This is a genomic window from Bovifimicola ammoniilytica (assembly GCF_025567085.1).
In the GTDB taxonomy this organism is placed as follows: domain Bacteria; phylum Bacillota; class Clostridia; order Lachnospirales; family Lachnospiraceae; genus Bovifimicola; species Bovifimicola ammoniilytica.
This window is the reverse complement of sequence record NZ_JAOQJN010000002.1, coordinates 248,071-267,382: the sequence shown is the minus strand read 5'-3', so window position 1 is coordinate 267,382 and position 19,312 is coordinate 248,071. Positions and strand designations below refer to the sequence as shown.

Below are 19,312 nucleotides of genomic sequence, written 5' to 3'. Positions count from 1 at the left end.
CATACCTTTTAAAGTTTATTCTTAATTGAATCTATTTTTTCATGTATTTTCTCTACAACATATGGTGGAACAAATTTATCAACGTCACCGCCACACATAGCCACCTCTTTTACTGTACTAGAACACAGGTATGCATATTCAAGACTTGTTGTAAGGAAAATTGTATCAACTTTTTTGTCCATTATTCTGTTAGTCTGGGACATCTGCAACTCGTACTCAAAATCTGTTACTGCCCGTAAACCTCTTATGATAATTGTTGCATCATATTTTTTAGCAAAATCTACTAATAATCCACTAAAACTGTCGATTTTAACGTTGTCCATATATTTTGTAACTTCCTTTAACATATTAACACGTTCTTCCACAGAAAACAATGGCGATTTTGAATTATTATTGAGTACAGCCACTATCAAAACATCTACCATTTTAGCAGAACGTTCTATTATATCTAAATGTCCCTTTGTTACAGGATCAAAACTTCCCGGATAAATCGCTATTTTCATCTTATTATCATTCCTGTCTATTATTACTTTTATTATTTATAATTTATATATTACAATACAGATATTTATTCAAGATAGTTATTCATCAAATGAACTTTTAACATCCTAATTCTTATATATAAACATATGCTTATTTGTCTTATATTTCTTCTCTTTGAAAAGCTCATATCCCATATCTCTAAGATACGAAAATGATGTATTAAGAGATGCTTCCACAATTATCATTGTATCACTATCTATAATCTCAGATTGCTTCAATCTGTCAAGAACTTCTTTTTCTATCTCTTTATTATATGGTGGATCCATAAATACAATATCAAACTTTGCATTTCTTCCCTCTAGCATTGAAATAGCAGTCATTACATCATATGACATTACAATACCACTATTAACAAGTTTTGTAAATATAAGATTCTCTTTAATACAATTAATTGCTTCTTTATTATTTTCGACAAAAACAGCCTCTTTAGCCCCTCGGCTTAAAGCCTCTATGCCAATCGCCCCGCTTCCACTGAACAAATCAAGAAATCTACATCCCTCTATATCATTTTGCAACATATTAAACAACGTTTCCTTAATTCTATCCGTAGTCGGTCGGGTATTATCACCCTTTACCGTCTTTAATTGAAGACGTTTTGCAGTTCCAGCTATAACTCTCATTTTTCCGGTCAGTTACCTTTCTTATAAAAATTTCTTTTATATCGAAAATATGGTTGTCCAAAACGGGCAACCATATGAATTAATCTTGCTTCTGATAGAAAAATGATTTAACCGATGAGTAATTTAATTCGCGGTAATTTATTATCTGTTCAGTACTTCCCACAAATAGAATTCCTCCCGGTTTCAATGATTCATTGAATTTCTTATATATCTCAGTCTTTGCTTCATCTGTAAAATATATTACAACATTTCTGCATAGAATCAAATCACAATTAGAAATATATTCATCTTGTAATAAATTATGATGTCTGAATTCAACACATTTCTTAATTCTATCACTTATTCGATAATTTTTTTCGCCAATCTTCGTAAAGTACATATCTATAAAGTCTTTTGGAAGATTTGCAAGACTTTTGGCATTATATACACCCACATTTGCTTTCTCTAGAACCTGTTTATCAATATCCGTTGCAATAACTGATATATCACTTAAAGGTATATATTTAGAAAGCAACATTACCAATGAATATGGCTCATCACCTGTAGAACAGGCCGCACTCCATATCTTCAGTTTACCATTCACTGAATTCTTCATAAGTCCAGGAAGTATACTGTCTTCTAAAATCTTCCATTGGTCAGGGTTTCTATAAAATTCGGATACATTGATGGTAATATAGCTTATGAATTCCTCGAAAATCTTCTTGTTATTCTTAAGTGACTCTACATATTCACTGTATCCGTTAATATTATGTTTCGCTATAAGAGCGTCGATTCTTCTCTTCATCTGACGCTCTTTATAGCAGTTTAAATCAATATGAGTTAATTCATATACAGGTAGCTTGAATTGTTCGTAATCCATTATAGCCTCCCTGAATTATTCTTCAGTATCAGCCTCTGTTTCTGCTTCATCTGCTGAATCAGCTTCCTCTGCTGAATCAGCTTCTAATGCTTTAATACTTAAGCTTACTTTCTTTGCTTCTGCATTAAAATCAACGATCTTAGCTTCTACTTCCTGACCAATTGAAAGAACATCAGCAGGTTTGTTGATTCTTGTCTTAGAAATCTGTGATACATGAAGTAAAGCATCAACACCTGGCTCTAATTCAACAAATGCACCAAAGTCAGCCATTCTTGCAACTTTACCTTTAACAACATCACCAACATGATATTTATCTGCTGCTGTTGTCCATGGGTTTGTCTCATCAAACTTGCAGCTTAAAGCAATCTTATTGCCTTTAATCTCTTTAATAATGCACTTAACTTTATCACCTGTTTTGAGAATATCCTGTGGATTATCAACTCTTCCCCAAGACATCTCAGAGATATGAAGTAATCCGTCCATTCCACCTAAATCAACAAATGCACCAAAGCTTGTTACATTTTTAACTGTGCCTTCTACAACATCGCCTTCTTTGATTGATTCAAGTAAAGCTTTCTGTTTTTCTTCTTTAGCTGCTACTAAAAGAATCTTTCTGTTACCGATAATTCTTCTCTTTCTTGGATTAGAATTTGGTGTAAATTCTGTAACAACGAATTCGATTTCTTTATCTGCATATTTCGATAAATCTTTCTCGTATGTGTCTGATACAAGACTTGCTGGAATAAAGATTTCTGTTTCGTCAACTACAACTGTAAGTCCACCGGCTCTTACCTGTGTAACTTTTGCTTTGAGAACTTCTTTGTTGTTATAAGCTTCTTCAATACGTTTGCTTCCTTTTTCAGCAGCAAGACGTTTGTATGAAAGTACAACCTGACCTTCACCATCATTAACTTTAACAACTTTTGCTTCCATTGTGTCGCCTACAGATACACATGTTCTTAAATCAACGTTTGGTGTATTTGTATATTCACTACGACTAACAATACCATCTGCTTTGTAACCTATATTTAAGACGATCTCGTCTTCTTTAACGCTGATTACTGTGCCCTCAACGACTTCTCCTGTACTTATTTGTTTCATTCCCTGTTCTTCAAATAACTGTTCAAAACTTAACTCTGACATTAGTATGAACCTCCTCGATTATATTATTTGGGGTTGAAGCCCCAGCTGTAATACCTACGCTACCTATTTCAATATTATCTAATTCTAAATCATCTAATGTTTGTATATAGTAAGTATTATTACATTCGCTTTTGCATATTTCATACAACTTTTGTGTATTTGAACTGTTCCTTCCACCAATTACAATCATGGTGTCAACTTGCTTTGCTATCTCTCTCGCCTCTCGCTGGCGCTCATGTGTAGCACTACAAATTGTGTCTAAAACATTTATATCATAACCCTTTTTTGAAATAATTTCAACTAAATTATTAAATTTCTTGTAATTAAATGTCGTTTGAGATACAATACACACCTTCTTTGGTTCTTTTAGCTCAAATTCTTCAGCTTCTTCTGCGGTTCCAATAATTGTTGTATCATCTCCTGCCCAGCCTTTTATACCCTTTACTTCAGGGTGGTCTGAATTACCGATTATTATAATGTGCTTATTATTATTCTTTTCATTTTGCACAATCTTATGAATTTTTCTGACAAAAGGACATGTTGCATCTACCAAAACAAGATTATTTTCTTCTATTATGTCGTATATTTCCTTTGTTGCACCATGAGAACGTATAATAACGATTCCATCTTTCGTGTTTTCTAACTCTTCTTTAGAATTAATAACACTGACGCCTTTACTTTCTAAATCCTTAACTACTTCCTCATTGTGTATGATAGGTCCATAAGTATATATTTGCTTGTGCATGGAATTATCATTTATCTGTTCATATACTTTATCAACTGCTCTCTTTACTCCGAAGCAGAAGCCTGCACTTTTAGCAACAATTATATTCTTAGCTGCATTCAAATTGTCTTTCATGCTTTTCTCCATATTCTTAAGAGTTATATTATACTACATTGCTTCATCTATATATTCAATTATCTTATCAACCACTTCATTGATAGTCATATCAGAAGAGTCTATGATAACAGCACCCTCGGCAACCGTCAAAGGTGCACATTCCCTATGGGAATCTCTATAATCACGCTTTTCAATTTCAGTCTCTATCTCTTCAATTGTTCCTGTGTATCCCTTTTCTTTCTGTTCGATAAATCTTCTCTTAGCTCTTGTATGCACTGATGCTGTAAGATATATCTTAACATTGGCATCTGGAAGTACATTAGAACCGATATCTCTTCCATCCATAATGACATTTTCAGTCTTGGCTATATTTCTCTGAAGTTCTAATAATTTAGCCCTTACCTGTGAGTAAGCTGAAACTGCTGAAGTCATCTGGCTAACTTCTTCTGTTCTTATAAAGGCATTAACATTTTCACCATTTAATAATACTTTCTGCTCTCCATTTTCATACTCAATCTTAACGTCACAGTTTTCGCATACTCTAACTACACCTGCTTCATCATCTGCTAAAATATTTTCTCTTATACATGCAAGAGCCATTGCTCTGTACATAGCACCAGTATCCACATAGATAAAATGCTTCTTTGCTGCTGCAAGTTTTGCTATTGTACTCTTTCCTGCTCCTGCTGGTCCATCAATTGCTACATTTATTTTTTTCATACTAAACTCCATTCCGCTTTAATATTCCATACCTGCAAGTCTCCCTGTAGACCATGCTATCTGCAGGTTATAACCACCTGTCAGTGCATCAACATCTAACATTTCGCCTGCTAAATATAAATTGCTGATAATTTTCGATTCCATTGTTCCTGGATCTACTTCTTTAACCTTAATACCACCCTGAGTAATTATCGCTTCATTAAAACTTCTCAGTGATGTTATCGTAAGTTTTAATCCTTTAAATGCTTCGACCATTCGGTTTCTCTCTTCTTTAGAGATGCTATTGACCTTTTTATGAGATTCTATCTCACAATAATCTAGCATAACAGGAATTAGCTTTTTAGGCAACAGATTATCCATAACATTTACAATATCTTTGTTAATTCCATTCGTAAATTCTCTGAGTATTCTGTCATCTAGCTGTTCTTTACTAAGTGCCGGTTTTAAGTCTATCCTAGCAATCAGATTGCCCTCTTTAAGATATTTGCCGGCAACACTGCTTCCACTTAACACTATCGGACCACTGATGCCAAAATGTGTGAAAAGCATTTCGCCAAATTCCTCATATACAGGCTTTTTATCAACCTCATTACGATAAAATGATATATCTACATTCTTGAGTGATAAACCCTGTAATTCCTTAGCGAACTCTTCTTTTACATTCATTGGTACAAGTGCAGGACTTAAATCAGTTATCGTATGCCCATATTTTCTAAGAATATCAAAACCTTTTCCATCAGAACCTGTCACCGGATAAGACATACCGCCTGTAGCCATTATAACTTTATCAGCATATACTTTTCTGCCATCTTTAAGAACAACTCCTTTTACTGTATTATTCTCAACTACCAGGTCTTTTACAAGTATATTATATTCTATCTCTACATTTTCATTTCTAAGTGCTTTCTTCAATGTATTAATAACATCTGAAGACTTGTCTGATACAGGAAAAATTCTGTTTCCTCTCTCCACTTTCAGATGTAATCCGTTTTCTTCAAAAAATGCTTTAACATCTTCATTACTAAACGAATAAATCGCACTATACATAAACTTTCTGTTAGTAATTATATTATTAAGAATTGTTTCCACATCAGAATCATTTGTTATATTACATCTTCCTTTTCCAGTAATGAATAACTTCTTTCCTGCTTTCTCATTTCTTTCAAATACAGTTACTTTATTTCCACACAAAGCAGACGAATATGCAGCCATCATTCCTGCCGCACCTGCTCCTATAACTATAACTTTTCTATCTGCCATTTAATCCACCATTTTCGTTTTAGTCTTGATCCCATATAAAATATGATACGGAACTCTATTGATTTTTTCATACATTTCAAGCAAAAAGCCTGATTCCATATTATATATAATACAAACTTCCGAACCTGATATCGGGTTCTCTATATGATAAAAGTTATTTTTCAATACTTCTAATTGCAACTTCATCATCAACCATATTTATCTCATCATTTGAATAAATCTGGTAATCACTCCAGATTCTCTCTAATGTATCTAACTTCTCTGTCACATAATCTGCTTTCTTCATACACAACGATACCACTAAAGCATTTATAACACTTAATGGTGCTACTAACGAGTCAACCACCGTTGCCATATCGCTTCTTGCCAAAAGATTACATGATGAATACAGATTAAGCGGCGAATTCTTGTCATCTGTAATCGATATGACTTTTGCATTTCTGTCATTGGCAAATTCCATAGCTTTAAGAGTTCTCATTGAATATCTCGGAAAACTTATTCCAATAAGTACATCATCTTTATTAATATTAATCATCTGTTCGAAAATCTCACTTGCATTATTCGTAGTTACAACCGTGACATCATCAAATATTATATTAAGATAAAAGCCTAAAAATGTTGCAAGTGGCATACAGGTCCTTATACCCACAACATAAATACGTTTGGCATTCATTATGCTTTCTACTGCCTCTTCAAAATTAGACTTCGATATGGTATCTAATGTGAGTTTTATTTTTTCGGCATCTGACATCATAACTGTTTCTAACACCTGTGCCTTAGTCATCTTAGAAGCTGATATCTCTATACGCTGCACAGAATGTAATTTATCTTTTACAACATCTTCTAATGCCTTATGGAATTCAGGGAAACCATTATATCCTAAAAGTGTTGCAAATCTTACCGTTGTAGACTCGCTTACGCCCACCATCTCTCCTAACTTAGCTGCTGTCATAAATACTGCTGTATCATAATTAGAAGTAATATATGCCGCAAGTTTTTTCTGTCCTTTACTCATTTTAGGATACCTTTCGTTCATTCTCGATATTAAATCGCCGTTAATCTCTATATTGCCCATTTCCTCTTTATCAATCTCTACATTGTCCATTTCTGCTTTATTAATTTCAATATTATCGTCTGCCATATATGTACTCCAATTTTATCCAGTATATTATCAAGTTGCCTGTTGATTTCTTTGTTATAATAATCGTTAGGTAAATCGTTGATGTTCAATTCTAATCTCATAAAAAGATTATTAACCTCTTTTTTTGTATAATGTCCATCGCCAAACAAACCTTACACTAAAGGAGGCAACGTTCATAGACATTATACTATACTTATTTAATTTCATCAAATACCAACAGAAAATAATCTTCCAGATTTTGATTCTATCTGTAAATACATTCCACTCAGGAGGTATCCACAGCTATAATCTTTAATATTTTATATATTCCATACGCTTTACCGGCTAAACAGAGTCTCGACCCATAATTTAAAAACAAGTCATTATGAACATTAAATTTCATAATGACCTGTCAATTTCAATATATATATTTCTATTTGAATTAACTAACAATAATTAATTATAAATAATTATGCTGGATATACACCATCTTTAGTATCTGCTTTAGCTAAATCAACTTTAGTCTCCTGTGCTTCTCTGTATTTAAAGAAGTCTGTAGCAACCTGTGGAAATAATGCATATGATAATACATCTTCGTCCTGCTCAACATACTGTTCAGCTTCTTTCTTAAACTCTTCAAGCTGTGGTTTTATTAAATCTGCTGGTCTGCATGTAATAGGTTTTGTATCACCAATACATTTCTTCTGAACCTCTTTATTAAATGGTTTAACTGTTTTACCAAATTCACCACTTAATATCTTCTTAGATTCTTTTGTTACCATCTTATATCTTTCACCCTGAAGTACATTAAGAACTGCCTGTGTACCCACAATCTGTGATGATGGTGTAACAAGTGGTGGTTCACCAAAGTCTTTTCTTACTCTTGGAATCTCTTCTAATACATCATAGTATTTATCTTCAGCATGAGCATCTTTAAGCTGTGATACAAGGTTAGATAACATACCACCTGGTACCTGATATAATAATGTCTTAATATTAACACCCATAACCTTTGGATTAAGTAATCCTGTCTTAAGTGCATCTTCCTGGATTGGTCTAAAGTAATCAGCGATTTCTGCAAGAAGATTCTGGTCAAGACCTGTATCATATGGTGTTCCCTTAAATGTTTCAACCATAACTTCTGTTGCAGGCTGGCTTGTTCCCATTGAAAATGGTGAAATAGCTGTATCTATAACATCTGCTCCTGCTTCTACAGCTTTTAAATATGTCATTGATGCTACACCTGAAGTATAATGTGTATGCATCTGAATTGGAAGAGATGTACCATCTTTTAAAGCCTGGACTAATTCAGTTGCTTTATATGGTAAAAGTAATCCTGCCATATCCTTAATACATAATGAGTCAGCACCCATATCTTCAATTCTTTTAGCTGTCTCTTTCCAGTAATCAAGTGTGTATGCATCACCTAATGTATAAGCTAATGCAACCTGTGCATGACCTTTTTCTTTCTTCGCAGCATTAACTGCTGTTTTTAAGTTATCAAGGTCGTTAAAGCAGTCAAATATTCTGATGATATCGATTCCGTTTGCAATTGATTTCTGTACGAAATATTCTACAACATCATCTGCATAATGGTTATATCCTAAGATATTCTGACCTCTGAATAACATCTGTAATTTAGTATTTTTGAATCCATCTCTTAACTTTCTAAGTCTTTCCCATGGATCTTCCTTTAAGAATCTAAGTGATGCATCAAATGTAGCTCCACCCCAACATTCTACTGAGTGGTAACCAACTTTATCCATTTTATCAACTATAGGTAACATCTGCTCTGTTGTCATTCTTGTAGCAATTAATGACTGATGGGCATCACGAAGAACTGTCTCTGTAATTTTAATTGGCTTTTTAACCTGTTCTGCCATATTATACCTCTTTTCTGTACTTCATCTGAAATACTTTTTTATTATCTGCATTTTACTTACAAAATTTTTATGCTCCAATTCCAAATATCGCCATAAATGTACCTGCTGCAACCGCTGTGCCGATAACTCCGGCAACGTTTGGTCCCATCGCATGCATAAGTAAGAAGTTCGTAGGATCTGATTCAGAACCAACTTTCTGTGATACTCTGGCAGCCATAGGAACCGCTGATACACCAGCCGAACCGATAAGAGGATTAATCTTACCTTTTGTAACCTTACACATAACTTTACCTATAACTACTCCTGCTGCAGTACCAAACGCAAATGCAACAAGGCCAAGGATAACTATCTTGATTGTATTCATATTTAAGAAAGCTTCTGCACTTGTTGTAGCGCCGACACTTGTACCAAGTAATATAACTACGATATACATAAGTGCATTTGATGCTGTCTCTGTAAGCTGTTTAACAACGCCACATTCTCTGAATAAGTTACCAAGCATAAGCATACCAACAAGTGGTGCTGTTGTAGGTAAAATAAGAACTACTACTACAGTAATAATAATTGGGAATAAAATCTTTTCTAACTTAGAAACAGGTCTTAACTGTTCCATCTTAATCTTACGTTCTTTCTCAGTTGTAAGTAATTTCATAATTGGTGGCTGGATAATTGGAACTAATGACATATATGAATATGCCGCCACTGCTATAGGTCCCATTAAAGCAGTCTGGCCTAATTTACCTGCAAGAAAGATTGATGTAGGTCCATCTGCACCACCAATGATAGAGATAGCTGCTGCTGCTTTATCACTGAATCCCATAAATATTGCAAGAAAATAAGCTACATAAATACCAAACTGTGCTGCTGCACCAAGTATGAAACATTTTGGATTTGCGATAAGAGGACCAAAGTCTGTCATCGCACCAACACCTAAGAAGATAAGTGATGGTAAAATACTCCATTCATCTAATAAGTAAAAGTAATGTAATAAACCACCTACTCCATTATCTGAATCCTTAATTGAAAGCATAATGTCAGGATACATATTAACCAAAAGCATACCAAATGCGATTGGAACAAGTAATAATGGTTCATATTCCTTAGCTATTGCAAGATATAAGAATACTAACGCCACTAAAATCATAACATAGTTACCCCATGTCAGATTAAAGAAAGCTGTCTGATGCAATAGATTTCCAAGTGTGTCAACAACGTAACCCATTGTAAAGCCTCCTGTTCAAATTAATTTTAAAATTTTAGTTTAAAGATGCTAATACGCTACCTGCTTCAACACTTGCGCCTTCGTTTACATTTATGCTGGCAATTGTTCCATCAGAAGGTGCAACGATTTCATTTTCCATCTTCATTGCTTCTAATATCATAATAACTTCGCCTCTCTTAACCGCCTGTCCTACACTTGCCTTAACTGAAAGAATTTTACCAGGCATAGGAGAATTAACTTTAACAGCTCCCTCTGAACCTGCTGCAGCAGGTGCTGCTGCCTTTGGTGCTGCTACTGCCTTAGGAGCTGCCTTTGGTGCTGCTGTCTGTGTAGCTGCTCCTGTTCCTAATTCTTCAACTTCTACATCATATACATTTCCATTTACTGTGATTCTATAATTTTTCATTTTGAATGTCCTTTCTATTTATTATATTTTTGATTTATTTCCAGTTTCTGTTCTGAACTCTCTTGATTGAACGAACAACGAATCCATCACCTGATGTCTGACTAGATGCAGCAATTGCAGCAGTTATAACAGCTACTAATTCTTCATCATTTGTTGTTTCAATTTCTTCCTTAGTTGTAATCTGTTCAACAGTATTATCAACTGCTGTATCTTTCTTGCTATTCTTCTTGTTAGCAATTGCTTTTTCAGCTTTTCCGACATATTTGAATAAGCCAATTAATAAACTTAAGAATACTAATACAATAATTACTGTTCCCATACCCATTACAGTATTAAGAGCAGCTTTCTTCATTGTCTCGCCAATTGTATACTTTGGTTCATATGTCATAGATGTAATACTTAAATTCTTATCAATCATACCAAATGTATAAGTAATATTTACATCTCTTTTCTTAAATTGTGCTTTTAACTTTATAGTTACTGAATCAGTATCTTCTGTTAATGTGTATTTAGGATTTTCATCTTTATCAAGATAGAATCCTACGAATTCACCAGCTTCTTTTCTAGCTGCTTTGAACTGCTCAAGACCTTTCTTTAATGCTGCTTCAGATTCATCACTATCATCATACTGTTCCATCGCATCATCAATTGTCTTATCTTCCCATTCAGCTACTGTTTCTGTATTAGTTGTTACTGCACTAACTAAATCACTTTCAGTATAATCGAAAGAAGCTTTTTTAGCTTTACTATTTCCACATGCTGTCAAAGCAAAAACACAAGTAAGAACACACATAAATACCAATATTTTTTTAATCTTTTTCATGTTCTTCACCTCTCACTAGACCGTTCCATGTTTTTTGCCCGGACGATCCTCTCTCTTTGTGAACAGCATCTCAATTGCACCGATAAGATATTTTCTTGTATCTTCAGGATTGATAATTGAATCTACATATCCTCTTGATGCTGCTGAATTAACACTTAACTGAAGTTCATCATATTCTGCTGCCTTCTTAGCAATTAATTCATTAGCACTGTCTGCTTTACTTATCTCATCTGCATACATAATCTTTGCAGCAGATTCAGAATTCATCATACCGATTTTTGTTTCAGGCCATGCATAAACAATATCTGCACCAATAGATTTACTGTTCATCATTACATATGCACTACCAAATGCATTCTTTACAACTACATTAATCTTTGGAACTGTTGCATTAGCAAAAGCATATGTAAGTTTTGCTGCTGCCTTAGCCATTTTCTTCTCCTGGCATACAGTTGTCTCAAAACCTGTAACATTAGTAAATGATACAACCGGAATACTGAATGCATCACAGAAGTTAATGAATTCTTCAATTTTCTCTGCACCTTTTACAGAAATTAAATCTGAATTATTAGCAACTGCACCAACTGTGTTGCCACCTAATCTTATAAGACCTGTAACCACATCTGTTGCAAAATCTTTCTTTGTCTCAAATAATACTCCATTATCAGAAACCATTTCTAATAATGTCTGCATATCATCAACGTATCCCTCGATACCTGAACATACTCTGTTTAAATCATCTGTACATTCTTCAAATGACATATCATCTTCATTATTAGCAGGGAGCATTGCTACAAGCTCACGTATTTTATTGATTACTTCTGCTTCATCACCCGTAAAGTCAACATTTGATGTTTCTTCACTCTGGAACTTAGCTGAAGATGTATCACATTTCTCTGTATAATTTCCATCTAATGCATTAGGAGAGTTAACAAATAAATGTGCATTGTCTGACATAAGTGTAAAGTCTGACATTCCTGCTGCAATAGCAAGTCCACCACCGCAATTACCAAATATTGCACTTATCTGTGGTATAACACCTGATGCCAATGCCTGTTTCATATAGATTTTACCAAATGCATTAAGTGCATCTGTTGCTTCCTGAAGTCTTAAACCTGCACAATCTATGAGACCAATTACAGGCGCACCCATTTTCATTGCCATATCATACAATTTAACAATTTTCTTAGCATGCATTTCCCCGATTGAACCACCTAAAACAGAAGCGTCCTGACTGTAGACATACACTAATTTGTCATCAATTACACCATAGCCAGTAACAACACCGTCTGCAGGAGTTTCTTTTTCTGTCATATTAAAATCAGTTGTTCTTGCCTTAACAAGACTCCCGATTTCAACGAAACTATTATCATCAAGTAAAGCTTCTATTCTCTTACTTGCTGATACATTTGATGTAGTACTCATCTTTTAAACCTCCATTGTTATATATTAAGTGTAAAGCCTGCAAATATGCCTGTTTTACACATTTTATAGCAGTTATCTAATTCAGGCAAATTCCCAAACCTCTGCCGATTATAATTGTATACTTCATACCCGAAAAATGCAAGCGATTTTCATCTTAATCGACAAAAAAGATGACATTTTTAACTAATGTCATCTTTGACCTGCATATCATAATCAGCTTTTATCCGGCTGCTAGAATATGCTAATTAAATTTAAACTTATGTAATGTCCATTTACGGCACACTTTATAAAAGAATATTCGATATTTCAATTAAATCTAAAACAATAACCTTTTAAAGACTACCATAAAACTATATCTTATGTCAATTTTTTTTACATTTTTACTTGCACATATTTTATATTTTGCAAATTCCTTTTTATTAATCATAATTCGCATATATCCTAAAATTTGCCCCTCTCTGACCGGTGCACAAATCTTCTTTTCACTAATATCATCATATACATATTCTATGACATCTTTATCAGACACCAATGCCTGACATTCTCCTGAGATATATGTATTTACATTATCCTCTATGCCATTTTCTACTAAAATATTCTTATACAGATCAATTCCACTGAATAATACCCGGTACTCATAATTATCAAACCCATAATTCATAAGTTTAACTGTATCTTTCCATTTATATGTCTTACTAGGAGGCCAACCACTTGCAAGCACTACTGAAATAAAGGTTTTATTATTTCTTCTTACAGCACCAACGAAGCAATATCCTGCATTGCCTGTAAAACCAGTTTTTATACCTATTGCACCTTCTATCATTTCTAAAAACGCATCTTTATTATATACTGAATAACTACATTTGCCTTCAATATCACTAAATGAATGTGAGCATGTATTCACAATCTCTAGAAATTTTTCATTCTTAATTGCCTCTGCGGCAATTATTGCCATATCATATGCAGTCGTATAATGTAGTTCATCATCTAATCCATTAGGTGTAACAAAGTTAGTATTTACTGCACCTATTTCTCTTGCTCTCTTATTCATAAGCACCGCAAAATTCTCTGTACTTCCAGCCACCGCCTCCGCTATGGCTACTGCTGTATCATTATGTGATTCAAGCATCAACGAATACAGCATATCGTGCATTCTAAACTTTCTTCCATTAACCGCACCTAATTTAACTTTTGGCATGGAACAGGCTTTTGTCGAAAATTCAACTATATCTTCTTCCTTAGAATTCTCTAATGCAATAAGGCATGTCATTATCTTAGTAGTACTCGCCATAGCCATTTTCTCATATCCATTCTTCTCATACAGAACTCTTTTACTATCCGCATCTATTAATATTGCTGATTTTGCATATAAATCATTTGCACGTATTTCCTCTGCCGCATATGTATTTACGCATATATTCAATATATTTATATGTAAATATGATGAATCAGCAAAAAATACCATAAAATTTACTAATAAAATAAAAATACTGAATTTTCTCTTAATGACACTTTTCACATAAACACCTTATTATAGTCATTTATAATATTATATAAGTATTTTCATATTTTATTCTATATCCTTACATACAAAATAAAAAGAGCAACTACCACAGTTGCTCTCTTTGAGGAAAGAAATATGAAAAGAAAAATATTTGCTAATATCAATGCTTTCGCTTTGATGATTTAATTATAGAAATAAATTGTGTCTTTTTGGTGTTCTAAAACTAAATTTTTTGTAACCATTTTCATAAATTCATATATATTTTTTAATATTTTTTTTATTTTTGTTCACCATATTTCTTAATCTGTTCTGCTATAAGTTCGCTGTCTTCAAAATAATTAATCTTCATTGAATTCTTAACATCTGTTAATGTGTTAGCAGCCACCTGCTCTGCTTTCTCACTGCCTTTTTTAAGAACATCATATACATATGCAATGTCTTTTTGATATTCTTCTCTCCTCTTTCTAATTGGCTCTAATTCTGTCTGGATAACATTATTGAGGAATTTTTTAACTTTAACATCACCTAATCCACCACGTTTATAATGTTCCTTAAGTTCGTCAAGGCATGAATAATCCGGTAAAAATTCTTCAAAATGTTCTTTCTTACTAAATGCATCTAAGTAAGTAAATACTGTATTTCCCTCTATTTTGCCAGGATCTTCTATTCTTATATGGTCAGGATCTGTATACATACTCATTACTTTCTTCTTGATTTCAGCAGGATCTTCTGAAAGGTATATACAATTTCCTAACGATTTACTCATCTTGGATTTACCGTCTATACCTGGAAGTCTTAAGCATGCTTTGTTATCAGGTAATAAGATTTCAGGTTCAACAAGTGTTTCGCCATATACCGAATTGAATTTACGTACAATTTCCTTGGTCTGTTCAAGCATAGGAAGCTGATCCTCACCAACTGGTACCGTTGTAGCCTTAAATGCTGTGATATCTGCTGCCTGGCTTATCGGATATGTAAAGAAACCCACTGGTATACTTGCTTCAAAATTTCTCATCTGAATCTCTGATTTTACAGTAGGATTACGTTGTAATCTTGATACTGTAACAAGGTTCATATAATAAAATGATAACTCTGTAAGTTCAGGAACCTGTGACTGTATAAATAAAGTGGATTTCTCTGGATCAAGTCCACATGCAAGATAATCTAGTGCAACCTCTATAATATTTTGTCTTACTTTCTCTGGGTTGTCCGCATTATCAGTAAGTGCCTGTGCATCTGCTATCATAATAAATACTTCATCATAATTTCCTGAATTCTGTAATTCAACTCTTCTCTTTAATGAACCGACATAATGACCCACATGTAATTTTCCTGTTGGTCTGTCTCCTGTCAGAATAATTTTACTCATATTAATCTCCATTCCACAACTATACATTTTATATAATTTTCAATATTTTCATATGTAATTAATAATATAATATATACTAAAATATGTCAATATTGATTAAACCTCGATTAAACCTGTCTTATAATTCCCTTTAATATCATTTTCTTAAGAACATCTCGACATCAAAAGGAACATAATTTCTCATATAATAATCTATTTCTTTATATGCTCATTTTCTTCACTTCTACAAATCATTCTAAAATCTTATCAAGATTTAACTTACTTACATCAAATTTACCAGTAAATACTTCTACATTTTTCTTAAACAAACCTGCTTTTACATATGTCTTATCATATAAAGAATAATCATTAGTGGAATAAATCACAAGTTTTTCATCACATTCATATGTATTAGCCATAATATATTTATCTTTATCAGAATTTATATATATCTTTCCACCCTCATCTATGAAAGTTTTACACATAAATTCATTCTGCTCTGCCGATAAAACTATTCTTGTATTTTCTAAATATCTGTAACTGTTATCAATTTCATACACTTTGTCATTATCATAACATTCAACATAAGAATAATTATACAAATAATCACTATTTAATTCAGTATATTTTTTATTATAAATAATATCCGTGAATCCGAAACGACCATAATAATCATATAGACTTTCTTCGGCCGGAATCAAAAAAGCTCCTACATACCCTTTGTTATGCATAATTTTATCAGCTTTATCTATAAGCATTGACATTATCCCCTTGCATCTGTACTCATTATCAGTCGCAAGGGCATACAGATACATTATTTTATAGTATTTATCATTATATTTAAGACAATAATCTATCATATAAAGTGATGATACTATTTTACCATTTTCTTTATATACAATTACATTATCCGGACTATAGAATTTATCAAAAAATGTATTAACATATTCCTTAGTATCTCCAAATGTATTAATCCATAACTTCTTAAGTTCATCAACCTGATTACTTCCTTCATTTAAACCTGACAATCTGAAATTTTGAACTTCAGTTAAGTTATTATCTAAATTTAATTTATTAATATTGCCTAAATTCTTACTTTGCATCTTTGAACGTCACCAGACCTTTTTGAACCATAAATTCCGGCAGATATGATTCTTTCGCTTTTCTGAGTCCATCAAGTCCCATATCCTCTTCACGATTTACATATTTATAATTCATTAATTCATTAATAATAAATTGTTGATTTATCATCGGATATGCTCCTGGTACATCTGAAAATGCTTTTTCAAAATTAATATCAAACATTTCATCATTTATCGCTCCACCAAGAGTCACTGCCACAACCCTGTCATTTGCACGTATAAGCCCACCAATAAGACCTAACCTTTCTCTATTCTTAATACTGTTAATCATTATACAGATTTCATCTGCCTTCTCCACATCATCCACACAAACATTTTTTACACGCCATTCCTTCACCATATCAATACACTCATTAGTATTATCATCTGACATCTTCTCATAACACCAGTTAATATAGGTTTTCTTGAATTTATTAATGTGATTTTTCTTACCATGATATTTTTTTCCTGACAATTCAGCCATATCTTTTATATTGTATACATAGTCAGCTCCATCTCTCTGATAAGATACTTTGAATTGTCCCGGATATATTCTATCTATAATTTCAAAAATTTCAGGTTCAACATCTCCAATAGTCAGCTCAATATTATTATCTTCTGTATATTTAATTAGATTTTCTATTCCTTTTTTCATACCAGTCATTACAAATGGAATTCCAAAAAATGTCATTCCATCTACATTATATTTTATATACAAGTCACTATCATCAAATGCTATCTCTGTGTTATATTCATCTCCCCACATAATAATGTTAGTAGGGGTATAATCACATGCATTATGCTTTACATATTTCAATGCATGCTTAATATTATCTATATCATCTAATGTTGGCTTTCTAAAATTTAATTCTCTCATAATTTCTCACTTACTTCATACTATAAATATTATCTAAAATACGTGTCTTATTAATAGTTTTACAAATATAATTATATTGTATTCATATAAATATTCGCCAACTAAATTAGGTATGCGTAAATTTACACATACCTAATAATTTCACACTTATAATACCTTTGATAAAAATTCTTTTAATCTTGGATTCTTTGGATTATCAAAAAATTCCTTAGGCTCATTTTCTTCCATAATGATACCCTCGTCAATAAATAATACACGATTGGCTACTTCTCTTGCAAAACCCATCTCATGTGTTACAATAACCATTGTCATTCCATCATCTGCTAAATTCTTCATAACCTGAAGAACTTCTCCGACCATTTCAGGATCAAGTGCTGATGTAGGTTCATCGAAAAGCATAACGTCAGGTTCCATACATAAAGCACGTACAATTGCTATTCTCTGTTTCTGTCCTCCTGAAAGCTGTGATGGATATGAGTTGGCTCTATCATCTAATCCAACTTTTTTTAATAATTCCATAGCCTTGGCTTCAGACTCTTCTTTTGACTTCTTTAAAAGTTTCATAGGTGCTATTGTCATATTCTTTAGAATCGTCATATGAGGAAACAGATTAAATTGCTGAAATACCATTCCCATCTTCTGTCTATGAACGTTTATATTAACCTTTGGATCTGTAATATCCGTTCCTTCAAAACATATTGTTCCATCAGTAGGTTCTTCTAACAGATTAAGTGTTCTTAAGAATGTAGATTTACCAGATCCTGACGGTCCGATTACTACAACTACATCACCTTTTTTGATTTCTGTGCTAATTCCTTTTAACACTTCAACTTCTCCAAAACTCTTCTTAAGGTTGTCTACTTTTATTAATACATTCTCATTAGTGATCACTATTACGCAACCTCCTTTCAAGTTTTGATACAAGACTTGTAAGTATCATTACAATAATAAGATAAATAATCGCTACTGCAATAAGTGGAAATAAAGGTTCAAATGTACGGCTTCTGATAAAATCTCCACCTTTAGTCAGATCCTGTATTCCGATATATCCTGCTACTGAAGTCTCTTTCAACAATACAATAAATTCATTAGATAATGCAGGTAAAACATTCTTAAATGCCTGTGGGAGAACTATGAATACCATCGTCTGGATATAGTTAAAACCAAGGCTTCTTCCTGCTTCAAACTGACCATTATCTATTGACATAATACCTGAACGTACGATTTCTGCTACATATGCACCTGAGTTAATACCAAATGCCATTATGGCAACAAATGTCTTGCTCGTATCCGGTGCTGTAAAAATACAGTAGAAGGAAATAAGTAACTGTACTAAAACAGGTGTTCCTCTGATTATTGTAAGATAAACCTTGCATATAAAGTTAAGTAATCCAATTATAAATCTTGAAAAACCTTTTTTCTTAGAATGGTTCTTATCGTGTGTTGAACGGATGATTGCCACTATAAAACCTATCAATATACCGATAATTACAGCACATACTGCAATAATAAGTGTTTCCTTTAAACCATCTAAAAGGTATCTGTATCTATGGTCATCTATAAAATTTTGAGTAAATTTTCTTTTGAATTCAGCCAT

Annotated in this window: 20 protein-coding genes; all 20 read right to left on the bottom strand. The window is 32.9% G+C overall.

What is annotated here, in order from left to right:
- Nucleotides 1–8: 8 nt before the first annotated feature.
- Entirely contained in the window at nt 9–503 is a 495-nt protein-coding gene (coaD, locus tag OCV48_RS03050) for a pantetheine-phosphate adenylyltransferase (RefSeq protein ID WP_021983124.1), read from the bottom strand.
- Nucleotides 504–608: 105 nt separating this feature from the next.
- Complete coding sequence (gene rsmD, locus OCV48_RS03045; protein ID WP_021983123.1) at nt 609–1,163, bottom strand: 16S rRNA (guanine(966)-N(2))-methyltransferase RsmD; 555 nt, start codon at nt 1,161–1,163, stop codon at nt 609–611.
- A 79-nt stretch (nt 1,164–1,242) separates the two neighbouring features.
- On the bottom strand, nt 1,243–2,022 hold the full coding sequence (locus OCV48_RS03040; protein WP_147591109.1) for a CheR family methyltransferase: 780 nt from the start codon (nt 2,020–2,022) through the stop codon (nt 1,243–1,245).
- 15 nt (nt 2,023–2,037) lie between these two features.
- On the bottom strand, nt 2,038–3,165 hold the full coding sequence (gene rpsA, locus OCV48_RS03035; protein ID WP_021983121.1) for a 30S ribosomal protein S1: 1,128 nt from the start codon (nt 3,163–3,165) through the stop codon (nt 2,038–2,040).
- The gene (gene ispH, locus OCV48_RS03030) at nt 3,146–4,024 is read right to left on the bottom strand and encodes a 4-hydroxy-3-methylbut-2-enyl diphosphate reductase (protein WP_021983120.1); all 879 of its coding nucleotides are present in this window, start codon (nt 4,022–4,024) and stop codon (nt 3,146–3,148) included. Before ispH ends, rpsA begins: the two co-directional genes overlap by 20 nt.
- Before the next feature lie 33 nt (nt 4,025–4,057).
- Nucleotides 4,058–4,726, bottom strand: a complete 669-nt coding sequence (gene cmk / locus OCV48_RS03025; RefSeq protein ID WP_147591108.1) for a (d)CMP kinase — start codon at nt 4,724–4,726, stop codon at nt 4,058–4,060.
- An 18-nt stretch (nt 4,727–4,744) separates the two neighbouring features.
- A complete protein-coding gene (locus OCV48_RS03020; protein WP_147591107.1) occupies nt 4,745–5,986 on the bottom strand; it encodes a BaiN/RdsA family NAD(P)/FAD-dependent oxidoreductase in 1,242 nt (413 codons plus the stop codon).
- 154 nt (nt 5,987–6,140) lie between these two features.
- Entirely contained in the window at nt 6,141–7,127 is a 987-nt protein-coding gene (locus OCV48_RS03015) for a MurR/RpiR family transcriptional regulator (RefSeq protein WP_021983117.1), read from the bottom strand.
- Nucleotides 7,079–7,228, bottom strand: coding sequence for a hypothetical protein (locus OCV48_RS03010; RefSeq protein ID WP_262558739.1), 150 nt, complete (start codon nt 7,226–7,228; stop codon nt 7,079–7,081). Before OCV48_RS03010 ends, OCV48_RS03015 begins: the two co-directional genes overlap by 49 nt.
- Nucleotides 7,229–7,576: 348 nt before the next feature.
- Nucleotides 7,577–8,989: an oxaloacetate decarboxylase subunit alpha gene (locus tag OCV48_RS03005; RefSeq protein ID WP_021983116.1), complete on the bottom strand. Its 1,413-nt coding sequence runs from the start codon at nt 8,987–8,989 to the stop codon at nt 7,577–7,579.
- A 67-nt stretch (nt 8,990–9,056) separates the two neighbouring features.
- On the bottom strand, nt 9,057–10,211 hold the full coding sequence (locus tag OCV48_RS03000; RefSeq protein WP_147591106.1) for a sodium ion-translocating decarboxylase subunit beta: 1,155 nt from the start codon (nt 10,209–10,211) through the stop codon (nt 9,057–9,059).
- A 34-nt stretch (nt 10,212–10,245) separates the two neighbouring features.
- The gene (locus OCV48_RS02995) at nt 10,246–10,617 is read right to left on the bottom strand and encodes a biotin/lipoyl-containing protein (protein ID WP_147591105.1); all 372 of its coding nucleotides are present in this window, start codon (nt 10,615–10,617) and stop codon (nt 10,246–10,248) included.
- 34 nt (nt 10,618–10,651) lie between these two features.
- On the bottom strand, nt 10,652–11,440 hold the full coding sequence (locus tag OCV48_RS02990; RefSeq protein ID WP_021983113.1) for an OadG family protein: 789 nt from the start codon (nt 11,438–11,440) through the stop codon (nt 10,652–10,654).
- A 15-nt stretch (nt 11,441–11,455) separates the two neighbouring features.
- On the bottom strand, nt 11,456–12,865 hold the full coding sequence (locus tag OCV48_RS02985) for an acyl-CoA carboxylase subunit beta (protein WP_147591104.1): 1,410 nt from the start codon (nt 12,863–12,865) through the stop codon (nt 11,456–11,458).
- Between the two features lie 316 nt (nt 12,866–13,181).
- On the bottom strand, nt 13,182–14,384 hold the full coding sequence (locus OCV48_RS02980) for a D-alanyl-D-alanine carboxypeptidase family protein (protein ID WP_021983111.1): 1,203 nt from the start codon (nt 14,382–14,384) through the stop codon (nt 13,182–13,184).
- Nucleotides 14,385–14,646: 262 nt separating this feature from the next.
- Nucleotides 14,647–15,738: a tryptophan--tRNA ligase gene (gene trpS, locus OCV48_RS02975; RefSeq protein ID WP_021983110.1), complete on the bottom strand. Its 1,092-nt coding sequence runs from the start codon at nt 15,736–15,738 to the stop codon at nt 14,647–14,649.
- 230 nt (nt 15,739–15,968) lie between these two features.
- The gene (locus OCV48_RS02970) at nt 15,969–16,820 is read right to left on the bottom strand and encodes a GNAT family N-acetyltransferase (protein WP_147591103.1); all 852 of its coding nucleotides are present in this window, start codon (nt 16,818–16,820) and stop codon (nt 15,969–15,971) included.
- Nucleotides 16,810–17,715 (bottom strand): DUF2156 domain-containing protein, encoded by a 906-nt coding sequence (locus OCV48_RS02965; RefSeq protein WP_147591102.1) that lies wholly within the window; start codon nt 17,713–17,715, stop codon nt 16,810–16,812. Before OCV48_RS02965 ends, OCV48_RS02970 begins: the two co-directional genes overlap by 11 nt.
- A gap of 147 nt (nt 17,716–17,862) precedes the next feature.
- Entirely contained in the window at nt 17,863–18,606 is a 744-nt protein-coding gene (locus tag OCV48_RS02960; RefSeq protein WP_021983107.1) for an amino acid ABC transporter ATP-binding protein, read from the bottom strand.
- Entirely contained in the window at nt 18,596–19,312 is a 717-nt protein-coding gene (locus OCV48_RS02955; protein WP_021983106.1) for an amino acid ABC transporter permease, read from the bottom strand. Before OCV48_RS02955 ends, OCV48_RS02960 begins: the two co-directional genes overlap by 11 nt.

What these genes read in the sequence shown, in the direction of transcription:
- coaD (WP_021983124.1), bottom strand. Translation starts at nt 503, where the DNA reads ATGAAAATAGCGATTTATCCGGGAAGTTTTGATCCTGTAACAAAGGGA.
- rsmD (WP_021983123.1), bottom strand. Translation starts at nt 1,163, where the DNA reads ATGAGAGTTATAGCTGGAACTGCAAAACGTCTTCAATTAAAGACGGTA.
- OCV48_RS03040 (WP_147591109.1), bottom strand. Translation starts at nt 2,022, where the DNA reads ATGGATTACGAACAATTCAAGCTACCTGTATATGAATTAACTCATATT.
- rpsA (WP_021983121.1), bottom strand. Translation starts at nt 3,165, where the DNA reads ATGTCAGAGTTAAGTTTTGAACAGTTATTTGAAGAACAGGGAATGAAA.
- ispH (WP_021983120.1), bottom strand. Translation starts at nt 4,024, where the DNA reads ATGAAAGACAATTTGAATGCAGCTAAGAATATAATTGTTGCTAAAAGT.
- cmk (WP_147591108.1), bottom strand. Translation starts at nt 4,726, where the DNA reads ATGAAAAAAATAAATGTAGCAATTGATGGACCAGCAGGAGCAGGAAAG.
- OCV48_RS03020 (WP_147591107.1), bottom strand. Translation starts at nt 5,986, where the DNA reads ATGGCAGATAGAAAAGTTATAGTTATAGGAGCAGGTGCGGCAGGAATG.
- OCV48_RS03015 (WP_021983117.1), bottom strand. Translation starts at nt 7,127, where the DNA reads ATGGCAGACGATAATATTGAAATTAATAAAGCAGAAATGGACAATGTA.
- OCV48_RS03010 (WP_262558739.1), bottom strand. Translation starts at nt 7,228, where the DNA reads ATGAGATTAGAATTGAACATCAACGATTTACCTAACGATTATTATAAC.
- OCV48_RS03005 (WP_021983116.1), bottom strand. Translation starts at nt 8,989, where the DNA reads ATGGCAGAACAGGTTAAAAAGCCAATTAAAATTACAGAGACAGTTCTT.
- OCV48_RS03000 (WP_147591106.1), bottom strand. Translation starts at nt 10,211, where the DNA reads ATGGGTTACGTTGTTGACACACTTGGAAATCTATTGCATCAGACAGCT.
- OCV48_RS02995 (WP_147591105.1), bottom strand. Translation starts at nt 10,617, where the DNA reads ATGAAAAATTATAGAATCACAGTAAATGGAAATGTATATGATGTAGAA.
- OCV48_RS02990 (WP_021983113.1), bottom strand. Translation starts at nt 11,440, where the DNA reads ATGAAAAAGATTAAAAAAATATTGGTATTTATGTGTGTTCTTACTTGT.
- OCV48_RS02985 (WP_147591104.1), bottom strand. Translation starts at nt 12,865, where the DNA reads ATGAGTACTACATCAAATGTATCAGCAAGTAAGAGAATAGAAGCTTTA.
- trpS (WP_021983110.1), bottom strand. Translation starts at nt 15,738, where the DNA reads ATGAGTAAAATTATTCTGACAGGAGACAGACCAACAGGAAAATTACAT.
- OCV48_RS02970 (WP_147591103.1), bottom strand. Translation starts at nt 16,820, where the DNA reads ATGCAAAGTAAGAATTTAGGCAATATTAATAAATTAAATTTAGATAAT.
- OCV48_RS02965 (WP_147591102.1), bottom strand. Translation starts at nt 17,715, where the DNA reads ATGAGAGAATTAAATTTTAGAAAGCCAACATTAGATGATATAGATAAT.
- OCV48_RS02955 (WP_021983106.1), bottom strand. Translation starts at nt 19,312, where the DNA reads ATGGCTGAATTCAAAAGAAAATTTACTCAAAATTTTATAGATGACCAT.